This window comes from Pseudomonas sp. GXZC, assembly GCF_026967615.1.
Taxonomy (GTDB): Bacteria; Pseudomonadota; Gammaproteobacteria; order Pseudomonadales; family Pseudomonadaceae; genus Aquipseudomonas; species Aquipseudomonas azotoformans_A.
Genome location: NZ_CP114115.1, coordinates 5,047,238 through 5,065,172, shown reverse-complemented (window position 1 = coordinate 5,065,172; position 17,935 = coordinate 5,047,238). Strand labels below are relative to the sequence as shown.

17 protein-coding genes are annotated in these 17,935 nt (G+C 60.6%); 7 read left to right on the top strand and 10 right to left on the bottom strand.

The window, feature by feature from the left end:
* Window positions 1-39 precede the first annotated feature (39 nt).
* Both uraD and puuE read right to left on the bottom strand, forming a co-directional pair.
* A complete protein-coding gene (uraD, locus tag OZ428_RS23815; protein WP_269131525.1) occupies window positions 40-555 on the bottom strand; it encodes a 2-oxo-4-hydroxy-4-carboxy-5-ureidoimidazoline decarboxylase in 516 nt (171 codons plus the stop codon).
* Complete coding sequence (puuE, locus tag OZ428_RS23810) at window positions 552-1,478, bottom strand: allantoinase PuuE (protein WP_269131524.1); 927 nt, start codon at window positions 1,476-1,478, stop codon at window positions 552-554. The genes uraD and puuE overlap by 4 nt, the downstream gene beginning before the upstream one ends.
* Window positions 1,479-1,823: 345 nt before the next feature.
* Here puuE and uraH point away from each other — a divergent pair, with 345 nt between their 5' ends.
* A complete protein-coding gene (gene uraH, locus OZ428_RS23805) occupies window positions 1,824-2,177 on the top strand; it encodes a hydroxyisourate hydrolase (RefSeq protein WP_269131523.1) in 354 nt (117 codons plus the stop codon).
* 147 nt (window positions 2,178-2,324) lie between these two features.
* Entirely contained in the window at window positions 2,325-7,484 is a 5,160-nt protein-coding gene (locus OZ428_RS23800) for a dermonecrotic toxin domain-containing protein (protein WP_269131522.1), read from the top strand.
* Here the strand turns inward: OZ428_RS23800 and OZ428_RS23795 are convergent.
* From OZ428_RS23795 to OZ428_RS23785, 3 genes are all read right to left on the bottom strand, one after another.
* Window positions 7,468-8,106: a LysE family translocator gene (locus tag OZ428_RS23795; RefSeq protein WP_269131521.1), complete on the bottom strand. Its 639-nt coding sequence runs from the start codon at window positions 8,104-8,106 to the stop codon at window positions 7,468-7,470. The two genes, OZ428_RS23800 and OZ428_RS23795, sit on opposite strands and share 17 nt — an antisense overlap.
* Before the next feature lie 10 nt (window positions 8,107-8,116).
* Complete coding sequence (locus OZ428_RS23790; RefSeq protein ID WP_269131520.1) at window positions 8,117-9,463, bottom strand: NCS2 family permease; 1,347 nt, start codon at window positions 9,461-9,463, stop codon at window positions 8,117-8,119.
* Window positions 9,464-9,640: 177 nt separating this feature from the next.
* Complete coding sequence (locus OZ428_RS23785) at window positions 9,641-10,072, bottom strand: MarR family winged helix-turn-helix transcriptional regulator (RefSeq protein ID WP_269131519.1); 432 nt, start codon at window positions 10,070-10,072, stop codon at window positions 9,641-9,643.
* An 81-nt stretch (window positions 10,073-10,153) separates the two neighbouring features.
* Here OZ428_RS23785 and OZ428_RS23780 point away from each other — a divergent pair, with 81 nt between their 5' ends.
* Window positions 10,154-11,320: an aminotransferase-like domain-containing protein gene (locus OZ428_RS23780; protein ID WP_269131518.1), complete on the top strand. Its 1,167-nt coding sequence runs from the start codon at window positions 10,154-10,156 to the stop codon at window positions 11,318-11,320.
* 10 nt (window positions 11,321-11,330) lie between these two features.
* Complete coding sequence (locus tag OZ428_RS23775; RefSeq protein WP_016976364.1) at window positions 11,331-11,933, top strand: glutathione S-transferase family protein; 603 nt, start codon at window positions 11,331-11,333, stop codon at window positions 11,931-11,933.
* Here OZ428_RS23775 and OZ428_RS23770 read toward each other — a convergent pair whose 3' ends face one another.
* The gene (locus tag OZ428_RS23770; protein ID WP_033900868.1) at window positions 11,934-12,818 is read right to left on the bottom strand and encodes a LysR family transcriptional regulator; all 885 of its coding nucleotides are present in this window, start codon (window positions 12,816-12,818) and stop codon (window positions 11,934-11,936) included.
* 111 nt (window positions 12,819-12,929) lie between these two features.
* On the opposite strand from OZ428_RS23770, the gene OZ428_RS23765 reads away from it, so the two are divergent.
* From OZ428_RS23765 to OZ428_RS23755, 3 genes are read left to right on the top strand one after another with little or no spacing between them, the layout of a single operon-like run.
* On the top strand, window positions 12,930-14,222 hold the full coding sequence (locus OZ428_RS23765) for a CitMHS family transporter (protein WP_033900869.1): 1,293 nt from the start codon (window positions 12,930-12,932) through the stop codon (window positions 14,220-14,222).
* A gap of 1 nt (window position 14,223) precedes the next feature.
* The gene (locus OZ428_RS23760; protein WP_269131517.1) at window positions 14,224-15,549 is read left to right on the top strand and encodes an acyclic terpene utilization AtuA family protein; all 1,326 of its coding nucleotides are present in this window, start codon (window positions 14,224-14,226) and stop codon (window positions 15,547-15,549) included.
* Complete coding sequence (locus tag OZ428_RS23755; protein WP_269131516.1) at window positions 15,546-15,860, top strand: AtuA-related protein; 315 nt, start codon at window positions 15,546-15,548, stop codon at window positions 15,858-15,860. Before OZ428_RS23760 ends, OZ428_RS23755 begins: the two co-directional genes overlap by 4 nt.
* A 4-nt stretch (window positions 15,861-15,864) precedes the next feature.
* Here OZ428_RS23755 and OZ428_RS23750 read toward each other — a convergent pair whose 3' ends face one another.
* The 4 genes from OZ428_RS23750 to OZ428_RS23735 all read right to left on the bottom strand — a co-directional run bounded on the left by OZ428_RS23750 (window position 15,865) and on the right by OZ428_RS23735 (window position 17,915).
* A complete protein-coding gene (locus OZ428_RS23750) occupies window positions 15,865-16,236 on the bottom strand; it encodes a glutathione S-transferase N-terminal domain-containing protein (RefSeq protein ID WP_269131515.1) in 372 nt (123 codons plus the stop codon).
* 101 nt (window positions 16,237-16,337) lie between these two features.
* The gene (gene folE / locus OZ428_RS23745) at window positions 16,338-16,883 is read right to left on the bottom strand and encodes a GTP cyclohydrolase I FolE (RefSeq protein WP_003442011.1); all 546 of its coding nucleotides are present in this window, start codon (window positions 16,881-16,883) and stop codon (window positions 16,338-16,340) included.
* A gap of 78 nt (window positions 16,884-16,961) precedes the next feature.
* Entirely contained in the window at window positions 16,962-17,519 is a 558-nt protein-coding gene (locus tag OZ428_RS23740; protein WP_016976371.1) for a Smr/MutS family protein, read from the bottom strand.
* Between the two features lie 75 nt (window positions 17,520-17,594).
* Entirely contained in the window at window positions 17,595-17,915 is a 321-nt protein-coding gene (locus tag OZ428_RS23735) for a hypothetical protein (RefSeq protein ID WP_033900878.1), read from the bottom strand.
* Window positions 17,916-17,935 lie beyond the last annotated feature (20 nt).

The following is a 17,935-nucleotide window of genomic DNA, read 5'->3' as shown; positions in this document are numbered from 1 at the left end:
TTCTTGTCTGCCTTAAAGAGAGTGGCTGGGGATGGTCGTTTAGAGGGTCAGTAGTCGGAACAACGCGATCTTGTTGATCTCGGCCAGTGCGCACTTGAACTCGGTGTCCACCGAGTTGTGGATGCGCGTTTCGAACGCGGCCAGGATCTGATGCCGGTTGCTGCCTTTTACCGCCATGATGAAGGGAAACTTGAACTTGGCCTTGTAGGCATCGTTCAGCTCGGTGAAGCGAGAAAACTCTTCGGCCGTGCATTGGTGAATCCCCGCGCCAGCCTGTTCATCAGTGCTGGCTTGGGTGAGTTGGCCCTGGACGGCAGCTTTGCCGGCCAGGTCCGGGTGAGCGTTGATCAGGGCCAGCTGGCTGGCATGATCGGCGCTCAACAGGATGTCGCTCATGCGCTGGTGCAGGGTTTCGATCTGATCGATCGAAGCATCCTGGCCCAGGTCGAAGGCCTTTTCGGCCACCCATGGCGAATGTTCGTAGATATCGGCGAAGGCGTTGACGAATTCGTCGCGGCTCAGGGTCGAGGGTTTCAGGGTCTGGAACGCAGTCATTTGGTGGCTCCCTTGAACGGGTGGGTGTCATGCCAGTGACGGGCGATGTCTACGCGGCGAGTGAACCACACCTGTTCGTGACCTTTGACGTATTCAATGAAGCGTTTCAACGACGCCAGGCGTGCCGGGCGGCCGATCAGGCGGCAATGCAAACCGATCGACAGCATCTTCGGGGCATCCAAGCCTTCAGCGTAGAGCACGTCGAACGCGTCCTTGAGGTACTCGAAAAAGTCATCGCCCTTGTTGAAACCCTGCACCTGGGTGAAGCGCATATCGTTGGTGTCCAGGGTGTAGGGGATCACCAAATGCGGCTTGCCGGTGGGGTTGTTGGGTTCCCAATAGGGCAGGTCGTCGTCGTAGGTGTCGCAGTCGTAGAGGAAGCCGCCTTCCTCCATCACCAAGCGGCGCGTATTCGGGCCGGTGCGGCCGGTGTACCAGCCCAGTGGGCGCTCGCCGGTCAGCTCGGTGAGGATGCGGATGGCTTCGAGCATGTGCTCGCGTTCCTGGGCCTCGTCCATGTACTGATAGTCGATCCAGCGGTAGCCGTGACTGCAGATCTCATGGCCGGCCTCGACCATCGCACGGATCACATCCGGATGACGCTGGGCGGCCATGGCCACGGCGAAGATGGTCAGCGGGATATCGAATTCTTTGAATAACTTGAGGATGCGCCACACGCCGGCACGGCTGCCGTATTCGTACAGTGACTCCATGCTCATGTTGCGTGCGCCTTGCAGCGGCTGGGCCGAAACCATTTCCGACAGGAAGGCTTCAGATTCTTTGTCGCCGTGCAGGATATTGCGCTCGCCACCTTCTTCGTAGTTGAGTACGAAAGACAGCGCAATGCGCGCCTTGCCCGGCCAGTGGGGGTGAGGAGGGTTACTGCCGTAACCGATCAGGTCGCGTGGGTAGTCAGCGCTCACTGCAGTCTTCCTTCTTGTTCGTCGTGTTAGCGATGAGTGATTGTATACAACTTATCGCGCACTTTGTAAGCCTACATTTCTGCATTTTTTCTGCAGGGCTCTAGACGAATGGTGTAGCAAGAAACTTGCCTGGTTGGTCAGCTAATGGACAAAAGGTCGTTTAAAAGCAAGGATGACTGGCCGATTGCTCCATTAAGCAATGGCGCCGGGAGACTTCAAAGGTTTGTGATTTTTATTGTGTACAATTTTTTTAAAAAGTGTCTTAATCAACCATCGCCGGCTTTTTCGCTGCCCTGAAAAAGTGCGGATCACTCTTCTACTGACTACGGGAGGCGCGTAGACGCCATGGGACGTTTGACCACACACGTTTTGGATGCCGCACATGGCTGCCCCGGCAGCGCGATCAAGGTTGAGCTGTACAGCGTCGAAGGCACGCAGCTTGAGCTGGTCGCCACCGCCGTGACCAACAGCGACGGCCGCTGCGACGCGCCCTTGTTGCAAGGCGATGATTACCGCAGCGGCGTGTACCAGCTGCAATTCAGCGCAGGCGATTACTACCGCGCCCGTGGTGTGCAACTGCCTGAACCGGCCTTCCTGGATGTGGTGGTCCTACGCTTCGGCATCAGCGCCGAACAGGATCACTACCACGTCCCGCTCCTTATTTCGCCCTACAGCTACTCCACCTATCGCGGTAGCTAGCGTCACCTCGCTTCACACCCCCAAAGCTCTTCGTTGGTTTTTCGCCCGCCCACACTGCGGGCTTTTTTTCGTCTGGCACTTATGTAACGCACCGACAAAACGGTGATTACCTAGGCTCGGTTTTTTTTCAGCCGTGAAGATGCCGCCATGAGCACCGAAACACCCGATCCTGCCCCCTTTGATTTCGACGACCCTGACATTACCCAGGACGAACGTTTGACGGCGATTCGCACGCGGTTGACGCGGCGCCTGAACAGCACGGCCCAGCCCAGTCGCTCGATCAATCAGTGGCATGCCACCCAGGCGCGCTATCTGCACACCACAAAACAGTTGGGTGAACTGGCAGGACGGGCGCCGCGCATTCTCTCGGTGATCCGCCACGCCTTGCGCGAAGCGTTTGCCCTGGACCCGGACACCCTGCTGTTTCGCGAGCCGCCGCAGCCTGCCCGACAGGTTGATAGCCTGACAGATCGAACCCTGGCGCTGTTCCGTGACCCGGGTGTGCCGATCAACCTCCATCACTTCACCGCGCTGAGCCTTGCTGGTGATCCCGAGCGTGCTTTGCCATTTAATGCTACAGAGGCGCTGTCACGGGTCAGCAAGCTCGATTTGCCCGTCAGGATCAATGCCGCCATGACCGATTACTGGGAGCATCTCGCCCCAGGCTCCTGGCGCTCGCGCCGGGAGCGCTGGGCAGAATTGCGCAAGGCCGCGCTTGCTGACCAGGCGTTTCTCGCCCACCAGGTGTTTCAACTCTCCCCAGCCGGCTACGCCATGGTCAAGCAACTGGTGGACGCACCCAGCGCCGAAGCCCGTCAGCGTGCAGGCGGCGCCTGGGCCACTGTGCAAGTGGGCACGGTGGCCTGGCCCCATGCCAGCGTCGGTGCGCTGGCGATTCCCGGGGCGTTGCACATTTACCGAGCGGGGGCGGCGGACGCGAAGCAGGTGATTTACCTGCCGGGGTTGTTGTGTGGGTTTCATGAGTTCGGCTCCTGGCGCCAGGTTCAGGAGGACTTGCCTGCATTGGTGCAGAGGTCGTTGCTCAGCGAGTCCTGGCACTATCTGCCACTAAAACGTCAGGTGAACACCCTGCTGCACCCTGGTGTGGTGGTGCAGGGGGATGCCCTGGCGCACAGTGCGCGAGCCTTGCTCGACGGGCAATGGAACAATGAATGGGGCGCGCTGTTGTCGCTCGATTACACCGCGCCGTCAGCGCCGGGAACCCCGCTGCCGAGCCGCAGGGCCTCACGGTTGCTGGGGTTTATCGAAAAGGGCCGCAAGCGCATGAGCCGTGGCCTGCCGTTCGGAAAGAGTCTGGATGCCTTGCTGGAGTGGGACCGCCAGCGCCGTCAGCACGAGATTGTATTGGGGAGCCAGTCCTCTGACCTGCCGCTCAAGGCGTGTGATCGAGAGCTGCGCCGTTATGAAAGCGCGGTGCTGGCGCTGTGGGTAAACAATGATCTGCGCCAGCCCAGCGAGGCCTACCAAGCCATCCTGGCCCTTGAAAAAGACCACCAGGCCCAGGCTGAGATCGTGAACCAATGGCTCCAGTGCGAAGACGTGAAATTATTCAACGCGAGCTTCTGGCTTGAGCGCCCCGACGGTGGCTCTAAGCGTGCATCGCTGATCTTGAGCACCCAGCGCCGGGCCTGGCGACTGGCGGCGCAGCTTGAGCACCGGCTTGGGTTGATCAAGCAAGTGCACTTGGACCGATTGCTGGAAGTCATCAACACACCCTTGGCGACGCAGCGCGGCAACAGTGACACGCGGGTGTTGCAGGTATCAGTGGGCAATCATCCAGACAATGCCTACCGCCTGATGAGCGTGTTTGTGGTCACCACTGTCCGTGCCCTGGCCGAGCCCAACCTGCGCCAGCCGGTCGTCCTGGTGGTGGGCGGTGAGTTCGGCGGGCTGGCCGTATTCGACCATCTGGAACGTTTGTCCCAAGGGCTGCGCGCCAGCTTCGGTAGCCGTGACGGTTCGGTGTTGTGGCGTTACATCGGACGAGATGTACGTTCTGCCGCACGCTTTAGCCTGGCCAAGTCGGTGCACGTGGGCTACAGCGCTGTGGACCACGATGTGCTGTATGAGGATTTCAAGGCACAGGTCGAACACCATGCCCGGCTGCACAAACGCCTGGATGAGCCTGGCCGGTTGTTCAGTGAGGTGAGTGACGTGGCCCTCGGGCGAGCGCTCTTGGCACAAGAGCTACGCGAGCATTTGAGCGTACCGATCAATCAGAGCCGCACGCTGGCCTTGGCCAATGTGGCGTTCATGCGGTTTGCCGCCGAGCAGGGGGAAAGCCAACCGGCGTGGCTTGCCACCGCCACGGCCGACCAGCGTAAACCCTATAAGCGCTTGCAGCGCCGCTATGTCTCCAGCGCGCTGGCGCTGGAAAGCCGTCTATGGCAAATCCTGCCGCCGTTGCATGGGTTTGCCCGCGGGTTGTTGGTGAAGCAACTGACACAGGATGGGTTCTATCCGGAACTGGATGTGGATAAGCCGCTGTTGAATATGCCCGATGATGTCGGCTCTCAATATTGCGGCTGGTTTTCCAGTCAATGCGTGGTGGGTGATCGTCACGTCAAAAAGATCGTCAGCTCCGAACGCACCACCTTTAGCCTGTTGGAACTGGCCCTGCATAACCTCGACGCCCAGGCGCCCTGGACGCAATGGCGCTTGAACCGGGCGCGCTACCTGCAGCCGGAGTGGAAAGAGCGATTGAATCCGCGCTATTTGATCAAGACATTGTCGGTATTGGACATTGGCGGCCAATACGACGTGTTGATCCAGCGTGCATTCAGTCCGGCGCCCACCGGGCTTTCCCGGCCGTTGATAGATCGGGCTACGCAGCACCTGGCTTACATGCAGGTGTATTCGGCCGTGCGGCGGGGCCTCTCGTCGGCAGGCCAAAGCTTGTTCAACACGGCATTGTCGGCGCGTTCACCGGCCGACCTAGACAAAAATGGCCACCAGATCAGCCTGTCCTTTGTGCGCTTGCGCGGCTACACGATGGAACATGATCGGCATATCGCCGGCGTGCTGGTGATCATCGACCAACGCTCCCGACAGTGCCTGGTGTATTGGCCGTCTGCGACGGTTTTTCCGGTGCTGTCCGAGTTCAACACGTGGGAGCGGGCGAGGATGGCATTGCATCAATTGAGTGCCATGCCTGGTGGTATCAAAGACCTGGCAAGGAGGGTGGCGCCCGGCTGGGAGCATGAGGCGCTTGCCAGTTATCCGGGGCGCGGCGCCTTGCCCATGCCCTCAAGGCACTTGACCAGGTTTCTGCCCACGCCTGAGGCTCACGACAGCATACTCGCGGCAGTCGAGACGATTGGCCGGCTTTTGCGCGAATTCAAGATCAAACACACGCTGCCCGTTGCCGACGTGCAGGCCATCGAGGCTCATATCCAGGAGCAAATCGACGCTGCCCCCACGGCATGGCTGGATTTCGTTCCGGCCGCACACAGCGATATCCAGGCACTGCTCGCCCACACCCACATGCTCGAAATCCAACAACGCGCCCATGCCCGCGCCACGTCCAGTGCAACGCTGACGCGTTACCGTGAACAGCGCCTTGGCGATCAATGGAACGCGTCGTTGCGTGGCTTTCTGTCTTTTGTACCACTGCTTGGCACGGTGGTCGGGCTGTATGAACTGTTTCTGGCCGCCAAGCGCTACCACCACAGCCGGCGCCCCGAGGACGCGGTGGATGTGGCATTCCTGACGTTGATGGTGTTTATCGACCTGCTGACCTTACTCGTACCGGGTCCCAAAACGTCCAAGACCGCAGGCGTGCGCAGTGGGTTGAACCAGCTGCATCGACGGGGCAGCCACTTGTCACTGCCGCCGGCGCCGCGCCCGGTCAAGGTGATGGAGCGCTTCAGCAAGCCCCTTTCCACCGAAGGCGCCTTACCGCTGCAAGGGCTGGGAGAGAAGGGCGTGTATGTAAAAAACGGCGAGCTGTTTTTGGTTGACGGCGAGCACCGCTATCCCGTGTATCGACGTGGCGATGAGTCGGCGTTGCGAGTAAAGAGTCCGGGTGGCGAGGCCGAGGGAGAACTGCTGCTCTATATCCGGGAAAACCGCGAATGGTCGCTGGACGCCGATGCACCTCAACCGGGGGCCAGTTCGCAAACCCTCCTTCCTTGGCGCGCACCGGTGGAACCGCCGTCTGACTGGTGGCCGCCGATTGTGCGCACAGCGACGGAAAGCCGGATTCTCCAGTCCGTTGCGACGACTGCCCAGTGGCCGGATTGGCGTATGCACATTCCGATTACGCCCCAATTGAGCTCACCGGCGCCCGGCATATTCCGTGTCCCGGTCAATGGTCGTGGGTTTGACTTCAATGTCCTGCGCGTCGCGCCACCGAACACCAGCCTGAGCGGGCCGTTGAGCACTTATTACAGATTGCTGCCTCAAGGCCCTCAAGCACCGTTGAACCGCATCGTCTTTATCACGAGGAATGAGTCGTTGGTGTCCACCGCCTATGTGGATATAGAACGTTGGACCCGCACGCTGCCAGGTGATCAGCCTATCCCGGCAACGCGTACGCCAGCGGGTGAATGGCGCTTGCATGCGCCACTGTTCGATCGAGCACTGACGGAGTATGTGGGTCAGGCCTTTCCAACCATGACACGCAATACGCGACAGATCGTCGTCACAAGGATGGTTGAGTTGGCAGGCCCACAACGCCCTGCGACAGCGACGCATTTGCTCAATATCCGGGCGACACTGGACGACTGGTTACCTCCACCCCCCGCGAGGCGTGGGCAGACGGATGATTTGTTGAGGCTGTTGCGGCCAAGTAGACGTGGCGAAAACACCACATTTATCAGTTACCAAGGCGCATCGCCTGGCATGTATCGGGTTGACTTCACTCCACCTATTCCGCTGGACCCCCTGCTTCGACGAGGTGGCAGGGCGGTTACCGTACAAAGAGATATCGCTCAACGTGCCGCCGTGAAAAGCGTGCTGGAGGAACAAGGATTCAACGTCCGGGAGTTCCGGATCATCCGTCGCGCTGCATTCTCCCAAGAAGGGATCGCGACGCACCCCAATTCCCCAGGCCAGGTGTACTACCTTTCATACGCGTGGTTTGACATGGGGTACTTGCGTTTAGGTACGCGATTGTCGGATGACTGGATTGCCGCGGCAGACTGGCGTTACATGACGGCGACTGTATCCGCCGAAATCCACATAGCGCTGCAGGAGCAACGCTTGGGCCGGATCCTGGCGGGCATCCAATGGCCGGTTGCGGGGGATCTGCCTCCAAGCGTCTATTTCATCAAATTGACGCCTTGAGGTTTATCAGCGAGAGCACACCCGCGCCACTGAACAGCGCTGCACTCACGCGGTTGAACCAGCTTTGGCCCTTGCCGCTACGCAGGTAACGCGCAGCCCCGTGGGCACTCAGGCCGTAGAACAATTTGCACAGCAGATCGAGGGCGGTCCACGTAGCAATCATGATCAGCAACTGCGGCAAAAATGCCTGGTCACTGTGGAGGAATTGCGGCAGGAACGCGGCAAAGAACAGGATGTCCTTGGGGTTGCTGGCGCCCAGTACAAACGCGCGGCCAAACAGCGCACGAAAGCGCGGCACCGGCGCGCTGTAGGGCACTTCTGCCGCCTTGGCCGGTTGCCGCGACTGCTGCCAGCTCTGCCAGGCGAGATAGAACAAGTACGCCGCACCGACGATCTTCAATGCGCTGAACAATTGCTCTGACGCCAGCAGCAGCGCGCCCAGGCCCAGGGCCGAGGCGCTCAACAGGCAGATCGAGGCAAACACCCCACCAAGAAACGCTGGATACGAGCGGCGCAGGCCGTAGTTGAGGCTGTTGCTGATCATCAACAGCGACAACGGGCCAGGGATCAGGATCACGATCAGTGCAGCGCCGCTGAACAGTAGCCAGGTTTCCAGGTTCATCCGTTACTCCTTATAGAAATATGAATTTGGCGATAAAGATCGCGCACAGCACCCACAGGCTGACGGAAATCTCGCGGTACTTGCCGGTGCCGGCCTTGAGCACCACGTACGTGATAAAGCCCAGGGCGATACCGTCGGCAACCGAGAAGGTCAGCGGCATCATGATCGCCGTGACGATCGCCGGAATGCTGTCGGTGGCTTCGTCCCAATTGATATGGGCCATGCTTGCCATCATCAGCATCGCGACATAAATCAGCGCGCCCGCAGTGGCATACGCTGGGATCATGCCGGCCAACGGGGCAAAAAACATCGCCGCCACAAACAGCACACCCACGGTCACGGCGGTAAGCCCGGTGCGACCGCCAGCGGCGACGCCAGCCGCACTTTCCACATAACTCGTCACCGGTGGCACACCGACCATCGCCCCAAACACACTGGAGGCGCTGTCGGCCTTCAATGCGCGGGACAGGTTGTCGATCTTGCCAGCGGCATTGACCAGCCCGGCCCGTTGCGCGACGCCCATCAGTGTACCTGCGGTATCAAACATGTGTACAAAAAGAAATGCGAATACCACGCTTATCATGCTGACATTGAATACACCTTTGATATCCATGGCCATCCAGGTGGGCGCCAGGCTCGGCGGTGTAGACACCATGCCGTTGTAATGCACCAAGTCCAGGCCCCAGCCAGCCAAGGTGACGGCGATGATGCTGATCAGGATCGCGCCGAACACGCGGTGGTAGCTGAGGATGGCGATCAGCAAGAAGCACAGCGCCGCCAGCAGTGGCGCGGGTTCATGCAGCGAACCGAGCTTGATCAACGTGGCCGGGCTGTCGACGATGATCCCGGCGGTTTTCAGGCCGATCACCCCGAGGAACAAACCCACGCCCGCGCCCATGGCATGACGCAGGCTCACGGGGATGCTGTTGAGCAGCCATTCGCGCACGCGGGAAAGGGTCAGGCCCATGAACAGCACGCCAGAGATAAACACCGCGCCCAGCGCGGTTTCCCAGGTGTAGCCCATGGTGCCGACCACGGTGTAAGTGAAAAATGCATTCAAACCCATGCCCGGCGCCAGGCCCACCGGCCAGTTCGCGTACAGCCCCATCAGCAGGCAACCCAGCGCGGCGGCGATGCAAGTGGCGACGAATGCCGCGCCGTGGTCGATGCCGGCGTCGGCCATGATGTTGGGGTTGACGAAGATGATGTAGGCCATGGTGATGAAGGTGGTGAGGCCGGCGATCAGCTCGGTCTTCACTGTGGTGCCATGCAAGCTGAGCTTGAACAGGCGTTCTAGCCAACTGTTATTAGGCGGGGCGATGTCCAGTGTAGGGGCTTCGGATTTGCGGCTATCCACAGCGAGTACTCCTCAAGAGTTTTATTGTTATTTCCAGCGCCGGTCACGGATGTGGGCAACAGCGCTTTGAGGTACTGGCGGGTTTTGTTGACCAATAGGTCAGGAACTCGCACGAGGCGAATTATGCTTTTGTATACAAATAAAGCAAATAATGTTTTCGAATAGCGGTGCGAAGGGCTAGCTCGCGCTCAATGCCTGATTGACCGCCAGCCATCCTGCCACCGCTTCTTCGCCCGCCTCGCTGAAGGCGCGTTGCAACAGTTTTACCTGTTCACGGCGCAACGACTGTTCGAAACGCAGGCCTTCCTCGGTTAATTCGAGCAGGCGTTTGCGCTTGTCGGTCTCGGAGGCAACGCTGATCACCAGGTGCATTTCCTGCAATTGCCGCAGAGGAATGTTCAGGGCTTGCTTACTCACGCCGAGCAATTCCAGCAGTTCCTTCACGCTCAAGGTCGGGTAGCGCGCGATAAAAAACACAATGCGCTGATGCACCCGGCTCAGGCCGCGGCGCTCAAGCATCTCATCGGCCTTGGCGGTAAACGCCTGGTAGCCGAAGAAGAACGCTTCCATCGCTTCTTGCTGAGCGGTGGGGTTTTTAAGGTCAAGCATATTGACGTATCCGTGTGAGTCGTCGTAATTTCGGTCAACCAGTTTGACGTATTTCCCACAGGCTTTGCTACCGGTGACCTTATGGCCTTCTCTGAACGTGTTACGCGCCTCAAAAGCTCCTTGATCCGTGAAATCCTCGCGGCAGCCCAGCGCCCGGAAGTGATGTCGTTCGCCGGTGGCCTGCCGGCCGAAGCCATGTTGCCCGCGCTGAACTGGGACGACATGCCCCTCAACATCGGCCAATACGGCATGAGCGAAGGCGAGCCACAGTTGCGTGAGTTACTCGCCGCCGAAGCCCGCGCACTCGGCGTGCCGTGTCAGGCCAGCCAGGTGCTGGTAGTGAGCGGCTCCCAGCAAACCCTGGACCTGGCGGCCAAGCTGTACATCGACAAAGGCACGCAGATCCTGCTGGAAGGCCCGACCTACCTGGCTGCGTTGCAGATCTTCCAATTGTTCGGCGCTGATTGTCTCACCGTACAACTGGAGGCTGACGGCCCGAACCTGAGCGCGTTGCGCGCCAGCCTCGAACGCCATCGTCCGGCGTTCATCTACCTGATCCCGACCTTCCAGAATCCGTCGGCCGTGCGCTATAGCGAAGCCAAGCGCGAAGCCGTCGCCGCGTTGCTCGATGAATTCGGCGTGACCCTGATCGAAGACGAGCCCTATCGCGAACTGACCTTCGACGGCGGCAGCGCCAAACCCATCGCCGGGCGCCTGAAGAAGGCCAGCTGGATCTACACCGGCACCGTGTCCAAGACCCTGTTGCCCGGCCTGCGCGTCGGCTACCTGATCGCCAGCCCGGACCTGTTCCCGCACCTGCTCAAGCTCAAGCAATCGGCTGACCTGCACACCAACCGCGTCGGCCAATGGCAGGCGATGCAGTGGATCGGCAGCGAAAAATACCAACACCACCTGGTGGAACTGCGCAGTTTTTACCGCCAGCGCCGCGATGCATTCCAGGCGGCGCTACAGTGTCATTTCGCCGATCTGGCCGACTGGCAAGTGCCCCAAGGTGGATTATTCTTCTGGCTGACCTTGAAACAGCCACTCGACACCCGCACCTTGTTGGCGCAAGCGCTGGAGCAGAACGTCGCGTTCATGCCCGGTGAACCGTTCTTTTCCGAGCCGGACCAGCATCACGGTTCGTTGCGACTCAATTTCAGCCATATCGACCCGGCCCGCCTCGACGAAGGTCTCAAGCGCCTGGCCGCGGTGGTCCGTCAAGCACAGCACGCGCAAGCGGCATAAGGGGAGCCCCATGTACAAGGTTTATGGCGATTACAAGTCGGGCAACTGCTACAAGATCAAATTGATGCTCAGCCTGCTGGGTATCCCGTATCAATGGATCGATGTGGACATCCTCAAGGGTGACACCCAGACCGCCGAATTCCTGGCGAAGAACCCCAACGGCAAGATCCCCGTGCTGGAACTGGAAGACGGCACCTGCCTGTGGGAGTCCAACGCGATCCTCAATTTCCTGGCCGATGGCAGTGAATTCCTGCCGTCTGAGCCGCGCCTGCGCACCCAAGTGCTGCAATGGCAGTTCTTCGAGCAGTACAGCCACGAGCCGTACATTGCGGTGGCGCGGTTTATCCAGTTTTACCTGGGGCTGCCCGAGGATCGCCTGGAGGAATACAAGAAGCTGCACAAGGGCGGCTACAAAGCGCTCAAGGTCATGGAGCGCCAATTGCAGCTGACGCCTTACCTGGTGGGCGATCAGTTCTCTATCGCCGATGTGGCCTTGTATGCCTACACCCATGTGGCGAATGAGGGTGGTTTTGAGTTGGAGGCTTATCCGGGTGTGCAAGCGTGGTTGAAGCGTGTTGCCAGCCATCCCAAGCATGTGGCGATGCTGGATTGATCACCCGCGCAATTCGTTGCTCAATAACTCGAAACACCGCTGCGCTGCCGGGCTCAAGCCCATCCCACTGCGACTGATCAAGCCGATCTCCCGGTTCACGCCGGGATGATCGATGTTGATGCGCTTCAATCCCTCCAAACTGTCCGCCGCCGACTCCGGCAGCACACTGATTCCAAGCCCCTGGCGCACCAGGGCCAATACCGTCGACATGTAGTTGGCCTCCATCCCGGCGTTCATTGTCAGGCGTGTCTCATCGAACAGCGCATCCACTTGTTCGCGCACGCTGCTGTCGCGCCCGGTAAGGATGATCGGCTGGTCGGCCAATTGCTCCAGGGTCAGTTGGCGATGGCGGGTGAGCGGATGATCCACCGGCACGAACGCACACAGGCGATCATTCAGCACTGGTACGAATTCCAGGCCATGGCTGAGCCGTGCACGCACGCCGATACCGAAATCCACCTCGCCGGAACGCACCTGGGCATGAATGCGATGGGCCACCAGGTCATGCAGGCGCACCTCGATTCCGGCAAAGCGCTCGCGAAACAAGCGTAGAACCGGCGGCAAACTGCCGGCGCACACCGAGGGCAGGGCGGCGATGGTGACCACGCCTCGGCGCAGGGCGGCGAGGTCGCGGGAGCCGGTGACGATGTTGTCCAGGTCCAGCAGCAGTTTTTCCATGGGGCCGCGCGCGTCCTGGCCTGCGGCGGTGAGGCTGACGTGGCGCGGGCTGCGGTCGAGCAGGGCGACGCCAAGCCAGTCCTCCAGTTGCTGCACCTGCACCGTCAGCGCCGAAGGTGACAGATGCAGCTCATTGGCAGCCTTGGTGAAGCTGCCAGTGCGAGCCACGGCAAGAAATGCCTGAATGTGTTGGATACTGTTCTTCATTTTGTTTTTCCGAACACTAGCGGGTGAATATTCCAATTTACAAAGACTAACCCGCTTCCAATACTCCAGGGAAAACAATAACCGGCCACCAAGGCCGCTCTGGAGTAACCCATGCTCGCTACCCTGGGTGTCATCACCATCCTGTGCCTGCTCGCTGCCGTCATGAGCAAACGCCTCTCGCCGTTGGTGGCCCTGATCGCCTTGCCGATCATCGCCGCGTTGCTCGGCGGGTTCGGCCTGCAAACCAGCGCCTTCATCATCACCGGTATCAAGAACGTCGCCCCCGTGGTGGGGATGTTTGTGTTTGCGATCCTGTTTTTCGGGATCATGACCGATGCCGGCATGCTCGACCCCATCATCGATCGCATTCTGCGCACGGTCGGCACGCGTCCTACACGCATTGTGGTAGGCACCGCGACCCTGGCGCTGTTGGTGCATTTGGACGGTTCCGGCGCAGTGACCTTTCTGGTGACGGTGCCGGCGATGCTGCCGCTGTATACACGGCTGGGCATCGATAAACGCATTCTGGCGTGTGTCTGCGCGATGGCAGCCGGGGTCAACTTTCTGCCGTGGACCGGCCCGGTGCTGCGTTCGTCGGCGGCTTTGCACGTGCCCGTGGCGGATCTGTTCCAACCGCTGATCCCGGTGCAGATCGTCGGCCTGGTCTTCGTTTTCGCCTGCGCCTGGTGGCTCGGCCGTCGCGAAGAAAAACGCCTGGGTCTCGGCGCCGGTTCGACAGTGGACGCCGTGCCACAGCGGGTACTGAGTGACGATGACATCAAGCTGCGTCGCCCGCGCCTGTTCTGGGTCAACCTGATTCTGACCGTGCTGGTGATGGTGGTGATGATTGCCGGTTGGGTCGACCCCGTGGTGATGTTCATGCTCGGCACCGTGGTGGCGCTGTGCATCAACTATCCGAATGTGGACGCTCAGCGCGCTCGCATCGACGCCCATGCCAAAACCGCCCTGACCATGGCCAGCATCCTGCTCGCCGCCGGGGTGTTCACCGGGATCATGCAGGGCACCGGCATGCTCAAGGCGATTGCCGAAGTGGCGGTGGCGCAGATTCCGGCCGGCCATGGCAAGTTGATCCCGGCGGTGGTGGGCTTTATCTCCATGCCATTGAGCATGTTGTTTGACCCGGATTCCTACTATTTCGGCGTGATGCCGGTGATCGCTGAAGTCGGCAAGGCTCTGGGCGTCGACCCGCTGCAAGTGGCCCAGGCCTCGTTGCTGGGCGTGCACACCACCGGCTTCCCGGTCAGCCCGCTGACCCCCGCGACCTTCCTGCTAGTGGGCCTGTGCAAGATCGAACTGGCTGATCACCAGCGCTTCACCATTCCGTTTCTGTTTGCCGCGTCGGTGTTGATGACCCTGACCGCGTTGCTCCTGGGAGTTATTTGAGATGAAAACCTTGCGCATCGGTTCCGGCGCCGGCTATTCCGGCGACCGTATCGAACCTGCCGTAGAACTGGCCGAGCAGGGCGAACTGGATTACCTGGTGTTCGAATGCCTGGCCGAACGCACGATTGCCTTGGCACAACAGGCACGCATCAGCGATCCCGAGGGCGGTTACGACCCGCTGCTGAGTGAGCGTATGCGCCGCGTGCTGCCGTTTGTGGGCGTAAGGGCCGGGCGTCGTCGCCTGCGGGTGATCACCAATATGGGCGCGGCCAATCCGGTGTCGGCGGCCAATGAAGTGCGGCGAATTGCGCGTGAACTGGGCCTTGCGCTCAAGGTCGTCGCGGTGGTCGGCGATGACGTGTTGGATGTGTTGAAGCCTGACTTTCTGCTGGATAACGGCCAAACGGTCGGCGGCTTGGGCGAACGGCTGATTTCCGCGAATGCCTACTTGGGTGTCGACGGCATTCTGCAGGCGTTGCACGCGGATGCGGACGTGGTGATCACCGGGCGCGTGGCCGACCCCTCACTGTTCCTAGCGCCACAGATGTTTGAATTCGGCTGGGCCGCGGACGATTGGCAGCGCCTGGGGCGCGGCACGTTGGTGGGGCATTTGCTTGAATGTGCCGGGCAAGTCAGCGGCGGCTATTTCGCCGATCCGGGTTTCAAGGATGTGGAGGACCTGGCGCGTCTGGGTTTCCCCTTGGCCGAGATCACTGCGGACGGTGAGGCGGTGATTACCAAGGTGGTTGGGTCCGGCGGGCGGGTCAGCCGTGCGACCTGCACTGAACAGCTGATCTATGAAGTGCACGACCCGGCGGCGTACCTCACGCCTGACGTGACGGCGGATTTTTCCCACGTGGGGTTTGTGGAGGAGGGCGTTGATCGCGTTCGCACCCAAGGTGCAGACGGTCGTGCGCGGCCCGAACAGCTGAAGGTCAGCGTCGGCTATCTGGACGGTTGGATTGGAGAGGGGCAGATGTCCTACGGTGGCCCCGGCGCTGTCGCGCGGGCGCAGTTGGCGCGGGATGTAGTCCTCAAGCGCCTTGAGTTGATGGGCGTGAAGATGCAGGACGTGCGTGCCGAACTGATCGGCATGGACTCGCTCCACGGCCCGCGCAGCTCGGTCGAGCCCTGGGAAGTGCGCCTGCGCGTGGCGGCGCGCTGTGAGGCGCGCGATGAGGCGGTGCGCGTCGGCAATGAAGTGGAAACCCTCTACACCAACGGCCCGTCGGGCGGCGGCGGCGCGAGCAAAAGCGTGCGGCAAGTGGTAGCGGTGGCGTCGTTGTTGCTGCCGCGTGATGTGGTCAACCCGAGGATTCAAGCATGAAGCTGCAGAGGCTGGCCCATTCCCGCACCGGGGATAAAGGCGACACGTCGAATATTTCGATCATTGCCTATCGTGCTGAAGACTACCCATTGCTGTGCGAGCAACTGACAGCTGAACGCGTGGCCGAATTTTTCGCGGGGTTGCGTGAGCCCGACGCAGCGCCTGTGCGACGCTATGAATTGCCGAATGTGCAGGCGCTGAACTTCGTGTTGCCGGGCATCCTGCGCGGTGGCGTCACCCGCTCGCTGGCGCTGGATGCCCATGGCAAGTGCCTGGGCTCGGCGCTACTGGAACTGTCGATTCAGCGGTAGGCGGTCAAACCCCAGCAAACCGCTTGTCCAGATAATCAATGATCACCTTGGAGTCATACATCCAGGTGACCTGGCCATTTTCTTCAATACGCAGGCACGGCACCTTGATCTTGCCGCCTTGCTCAAGCAGGGTCTGGCGGTCCTGTTCGTTGTTTTTCGCATCTTTCAGCGCGACGGGCACATTCAGGCGGTGCAGGGTGCGGCGGGTCTTCACGCAGAAGGGGCAAGCGTGGAACTGATACAGCGTCAGCTCCTTGGCCGCTGCATTCACCTGTGCCTGTTGCTCGGCGGAACGCTGCTTTTTGCGTGGGCGGGTAAGAAAGTCGCCCGCGATGATGACGTGGCCGAGGCCCACTCGAAGTGCTTTGACGAACATGGCTGAAACCTCTTGCCCATGAAGAAGGGGCCGCAGCTTACCTCAATTTTGCAGGCGAAAAAAAACCGGCGATGAACGCCGGTTTTTTCGTCCGCAGCCGGTTACTTGATCAGGCTGAGGAATTCGCTGCGGGTGGCCGCGTTTTCGCGGAACTCACCCAGCATCACCGAGGTGATCATCGACGAATTCTGCTTTTCCACACCGCGCATCATCATGCACATGTGCTTGGCCTCGATCACCACGGCCACGCCCAGGGCGCCGGTCACTTGCATCACGGCATCGGCGATCTGCCGGCTGAGGTTTTCCTGGATCTGCAGGCGGCGGGCGTACATGTCGACAATCCGCGCAACCTTGGACAGGCCCAGCACCTTGCCGCTCGGGATGTAGGCGACGTGGGCCTTGCCGATGAACGGCAGCAGGTGGTGTTCGCACAGCGAGTACAACTCGATGTCCTTGACCAGCACCATTTCGCTGTTGTCGGAGCTGAACAAGGCACCGTTGGTGACTTCTTCCAGAGTCTGCTCATAGCCGCGGCAGAGGTACTGCATCGCCTTGGCGGCACGCTTTGGCGTGTCGAGCAGGCCCTCGCGGGAAACGTCCTCGCCGAGTTGGCCGAGGATCGCGGTGTAATTCTGTTCCAGGGACATGAAACTACCTGTGGGATTTTCGCAAAGCGCAAGGTTACGGTGGCGGGCACATCGCTGCAAGCCTGACGATGGCAGTTGTTACTCGTCGCGCCCTTCCATCATCGTACGCTTGAGCATCACATACACCGCCCCCGCGCCGCCGTGGCGGGCCTGGCATGAGGTAAAGCCGAGGACCTGGGCGTGCTGGCGCAGCCAGGTGTTGACGTGGCTCTTGATCATCGGGCGCTTGCCGTCCAACCGCACGGCCTTGCCGTGGGTGACGCGCACGCAGCGGATTTCGAACTTGGTGGCTTCGGCCAGGAAGGCCCACAGGGTTTCCCGGGCTTTTTCCACGTTCATGCCATGCAGGTCGAGACTGCCTTCGAACGGGATCTGGCCGGCCTTGAGCTTGCGCATCTGGCTTTCCTGCACGCCATCGCGGGCCCACATCAGCTCGTCTTCAGGGCCGACATCGATCACGAACTGGTCCGACAGGCCGTCCACGGTGGTGGCATCGGTGCGCACGGTCGCGGCCTGGCGCAGCTTGGCGATCTGCGCGCGGTCGGCCTTGGGTTTGCCGGTGTCGGCGCGGTCATGCTTGATCGGCTTGACGCCGCGCAGCTCGTTTTTGAACAGGGAAAAATCGTCGTCTTGCATGTTGGCCTCCGCGAAGGGCGGGCAGTTTACCTAAATCGCGGCGGCCAGGGCGCAGGAAACGCTATCCAAGCGCCATCAGTCGTGCTTTTTCATCAGGTGTGAAGCGATATTCAGCGACAACGGCTGACGCATTTTCCGACGGCTTCGCCGCCATAACCATACGCCCAACCACAGCACCAGCAGCCCGATCACCAACAAAATCGCCGAGCCGCCAGGGCTGGCATTCAGTTCGCCGAGGGCCGGCGAGTGACCCAACAAACCGGCGCCACCAGCGCCGGCCAACAGCACACCAACTATCGCCAGCAACGCGGCAATGCCGGCCACCAGGCGCAGACGCCAATTGCTCGGGCCCTTGGGGCGCAAGCGACGAGCGTCAAAACCATCGGATATCTTCATTCCGACCTTTCCTCCAGGGT

Excerpts from the sequence above, each read along its gene's own strand:
- OZ428_RS23775 (WP_016976364.1), top strand. The coding sequence starts at position 11,331 with ATGTACAAGGTTTATGGCGATTACAAGTCGGGCAACTGCTACAAGATC.
- OZ428_RS23785 (WP_269131519.1), bottom strand. The coding sequence starts at position 10,072 with ATGCTTGACCTTAAAAACCCCACCGCTCAGCAAGAAGCGATGGAAGCG.
- OZ428_RS23770 (WP_033900868.1), bottom strand. The coding sequence starts at position 12,818 with ATGAAGAACAGTATCCAACACATTCAGGCATTTCTTGCCGTGGCTCGC.
- uraH (WP_269131523.1), top strand. The coding sequence starts at position 1,824 with ATGGGACGTTTGACCACACACGTTTTGGATGCCGCACATGGCTGCCCC.
- OZ428_RS23795 (WP_269131521.1), bottom strand. The coding sequence starts at position 8,106 with ATGAACCTGGAAACCTGGCTACTGTTCAGCGGCGCTGCACTGATCGTG.
- OZ428_RS23755 (WP_269131516.1), top strand. The coding sequence starts at position 15,546 with ATGAAGCTGCAGAGGCTGGCCCATTCCCGCACCGGGGATAAAGGCGAC.
- uraD (WP_269131525.1), bottom strand. The coding sequence starts at position 555 with ATGACTGCGTTCCAGACCCTGAAACCCTCGACCCTGAGCCGCGACGAA.
- OZ428_RS23740 (WP_016976371.1), bottom strand. The coding sequence starts at position 17,519 with ATGCAAGACGACGATTTTTCCCTGTTCAAAAACGAGCTGCGCGGCGTC.
- OZ428_RS23750 (WP_269131515.1), bottom strand. The coding sequence starts at position 16,236 with ATGTTCGTCAAAGCACTTCGAGTGGGCCTCGGCCACGTCATCATCGCG.
- OZ428_RS23800 (WP_269131522.1), top strand. The coding sequence starts at position 2,325 with ATGAGCACCGAAACACCCGATCCTGCCCCCTTTGATTTCGACGACCCT.
- OZ428_RS23765 (WP_033900869.1), top strand. The coding sequence starts at position 12,930 with ATGCTCGCTACCCTGGGTGTCATCACCATCCTGTGCCTGCTCGCTGCC.
- OZ428_RS23735 (WP_033900878.1), bottom strand. The coding sequence starts at position 17,915 with ATGAAGATATCCGATGGTTTTGACGCTCGTCGCTTGCGCCCCAAGGGC.
- OZ428_RS23780 (WP_269131518.1), top strand. The coding sequence starts at position 10,154 with ATGGCCTTCTCTGAACGTGTTACGCGCCTCAAAAGCTCCTTGATCCGT.
- folE (WP_003442011.1), bottom strand. The coding sequence starts at position 16,883 with ATGTCCCTGGAACAGAATTACACCGCGATCCTCGGCCAACTCGGCGAG.
- OZ428_RS23760 (WP_269131517.1), top strand. The coding sequence starts at position 14,224 with ATGAAAACCTTGCGCATCGGTTCCGGCGCCGGCTATTCCGGCGACCGT.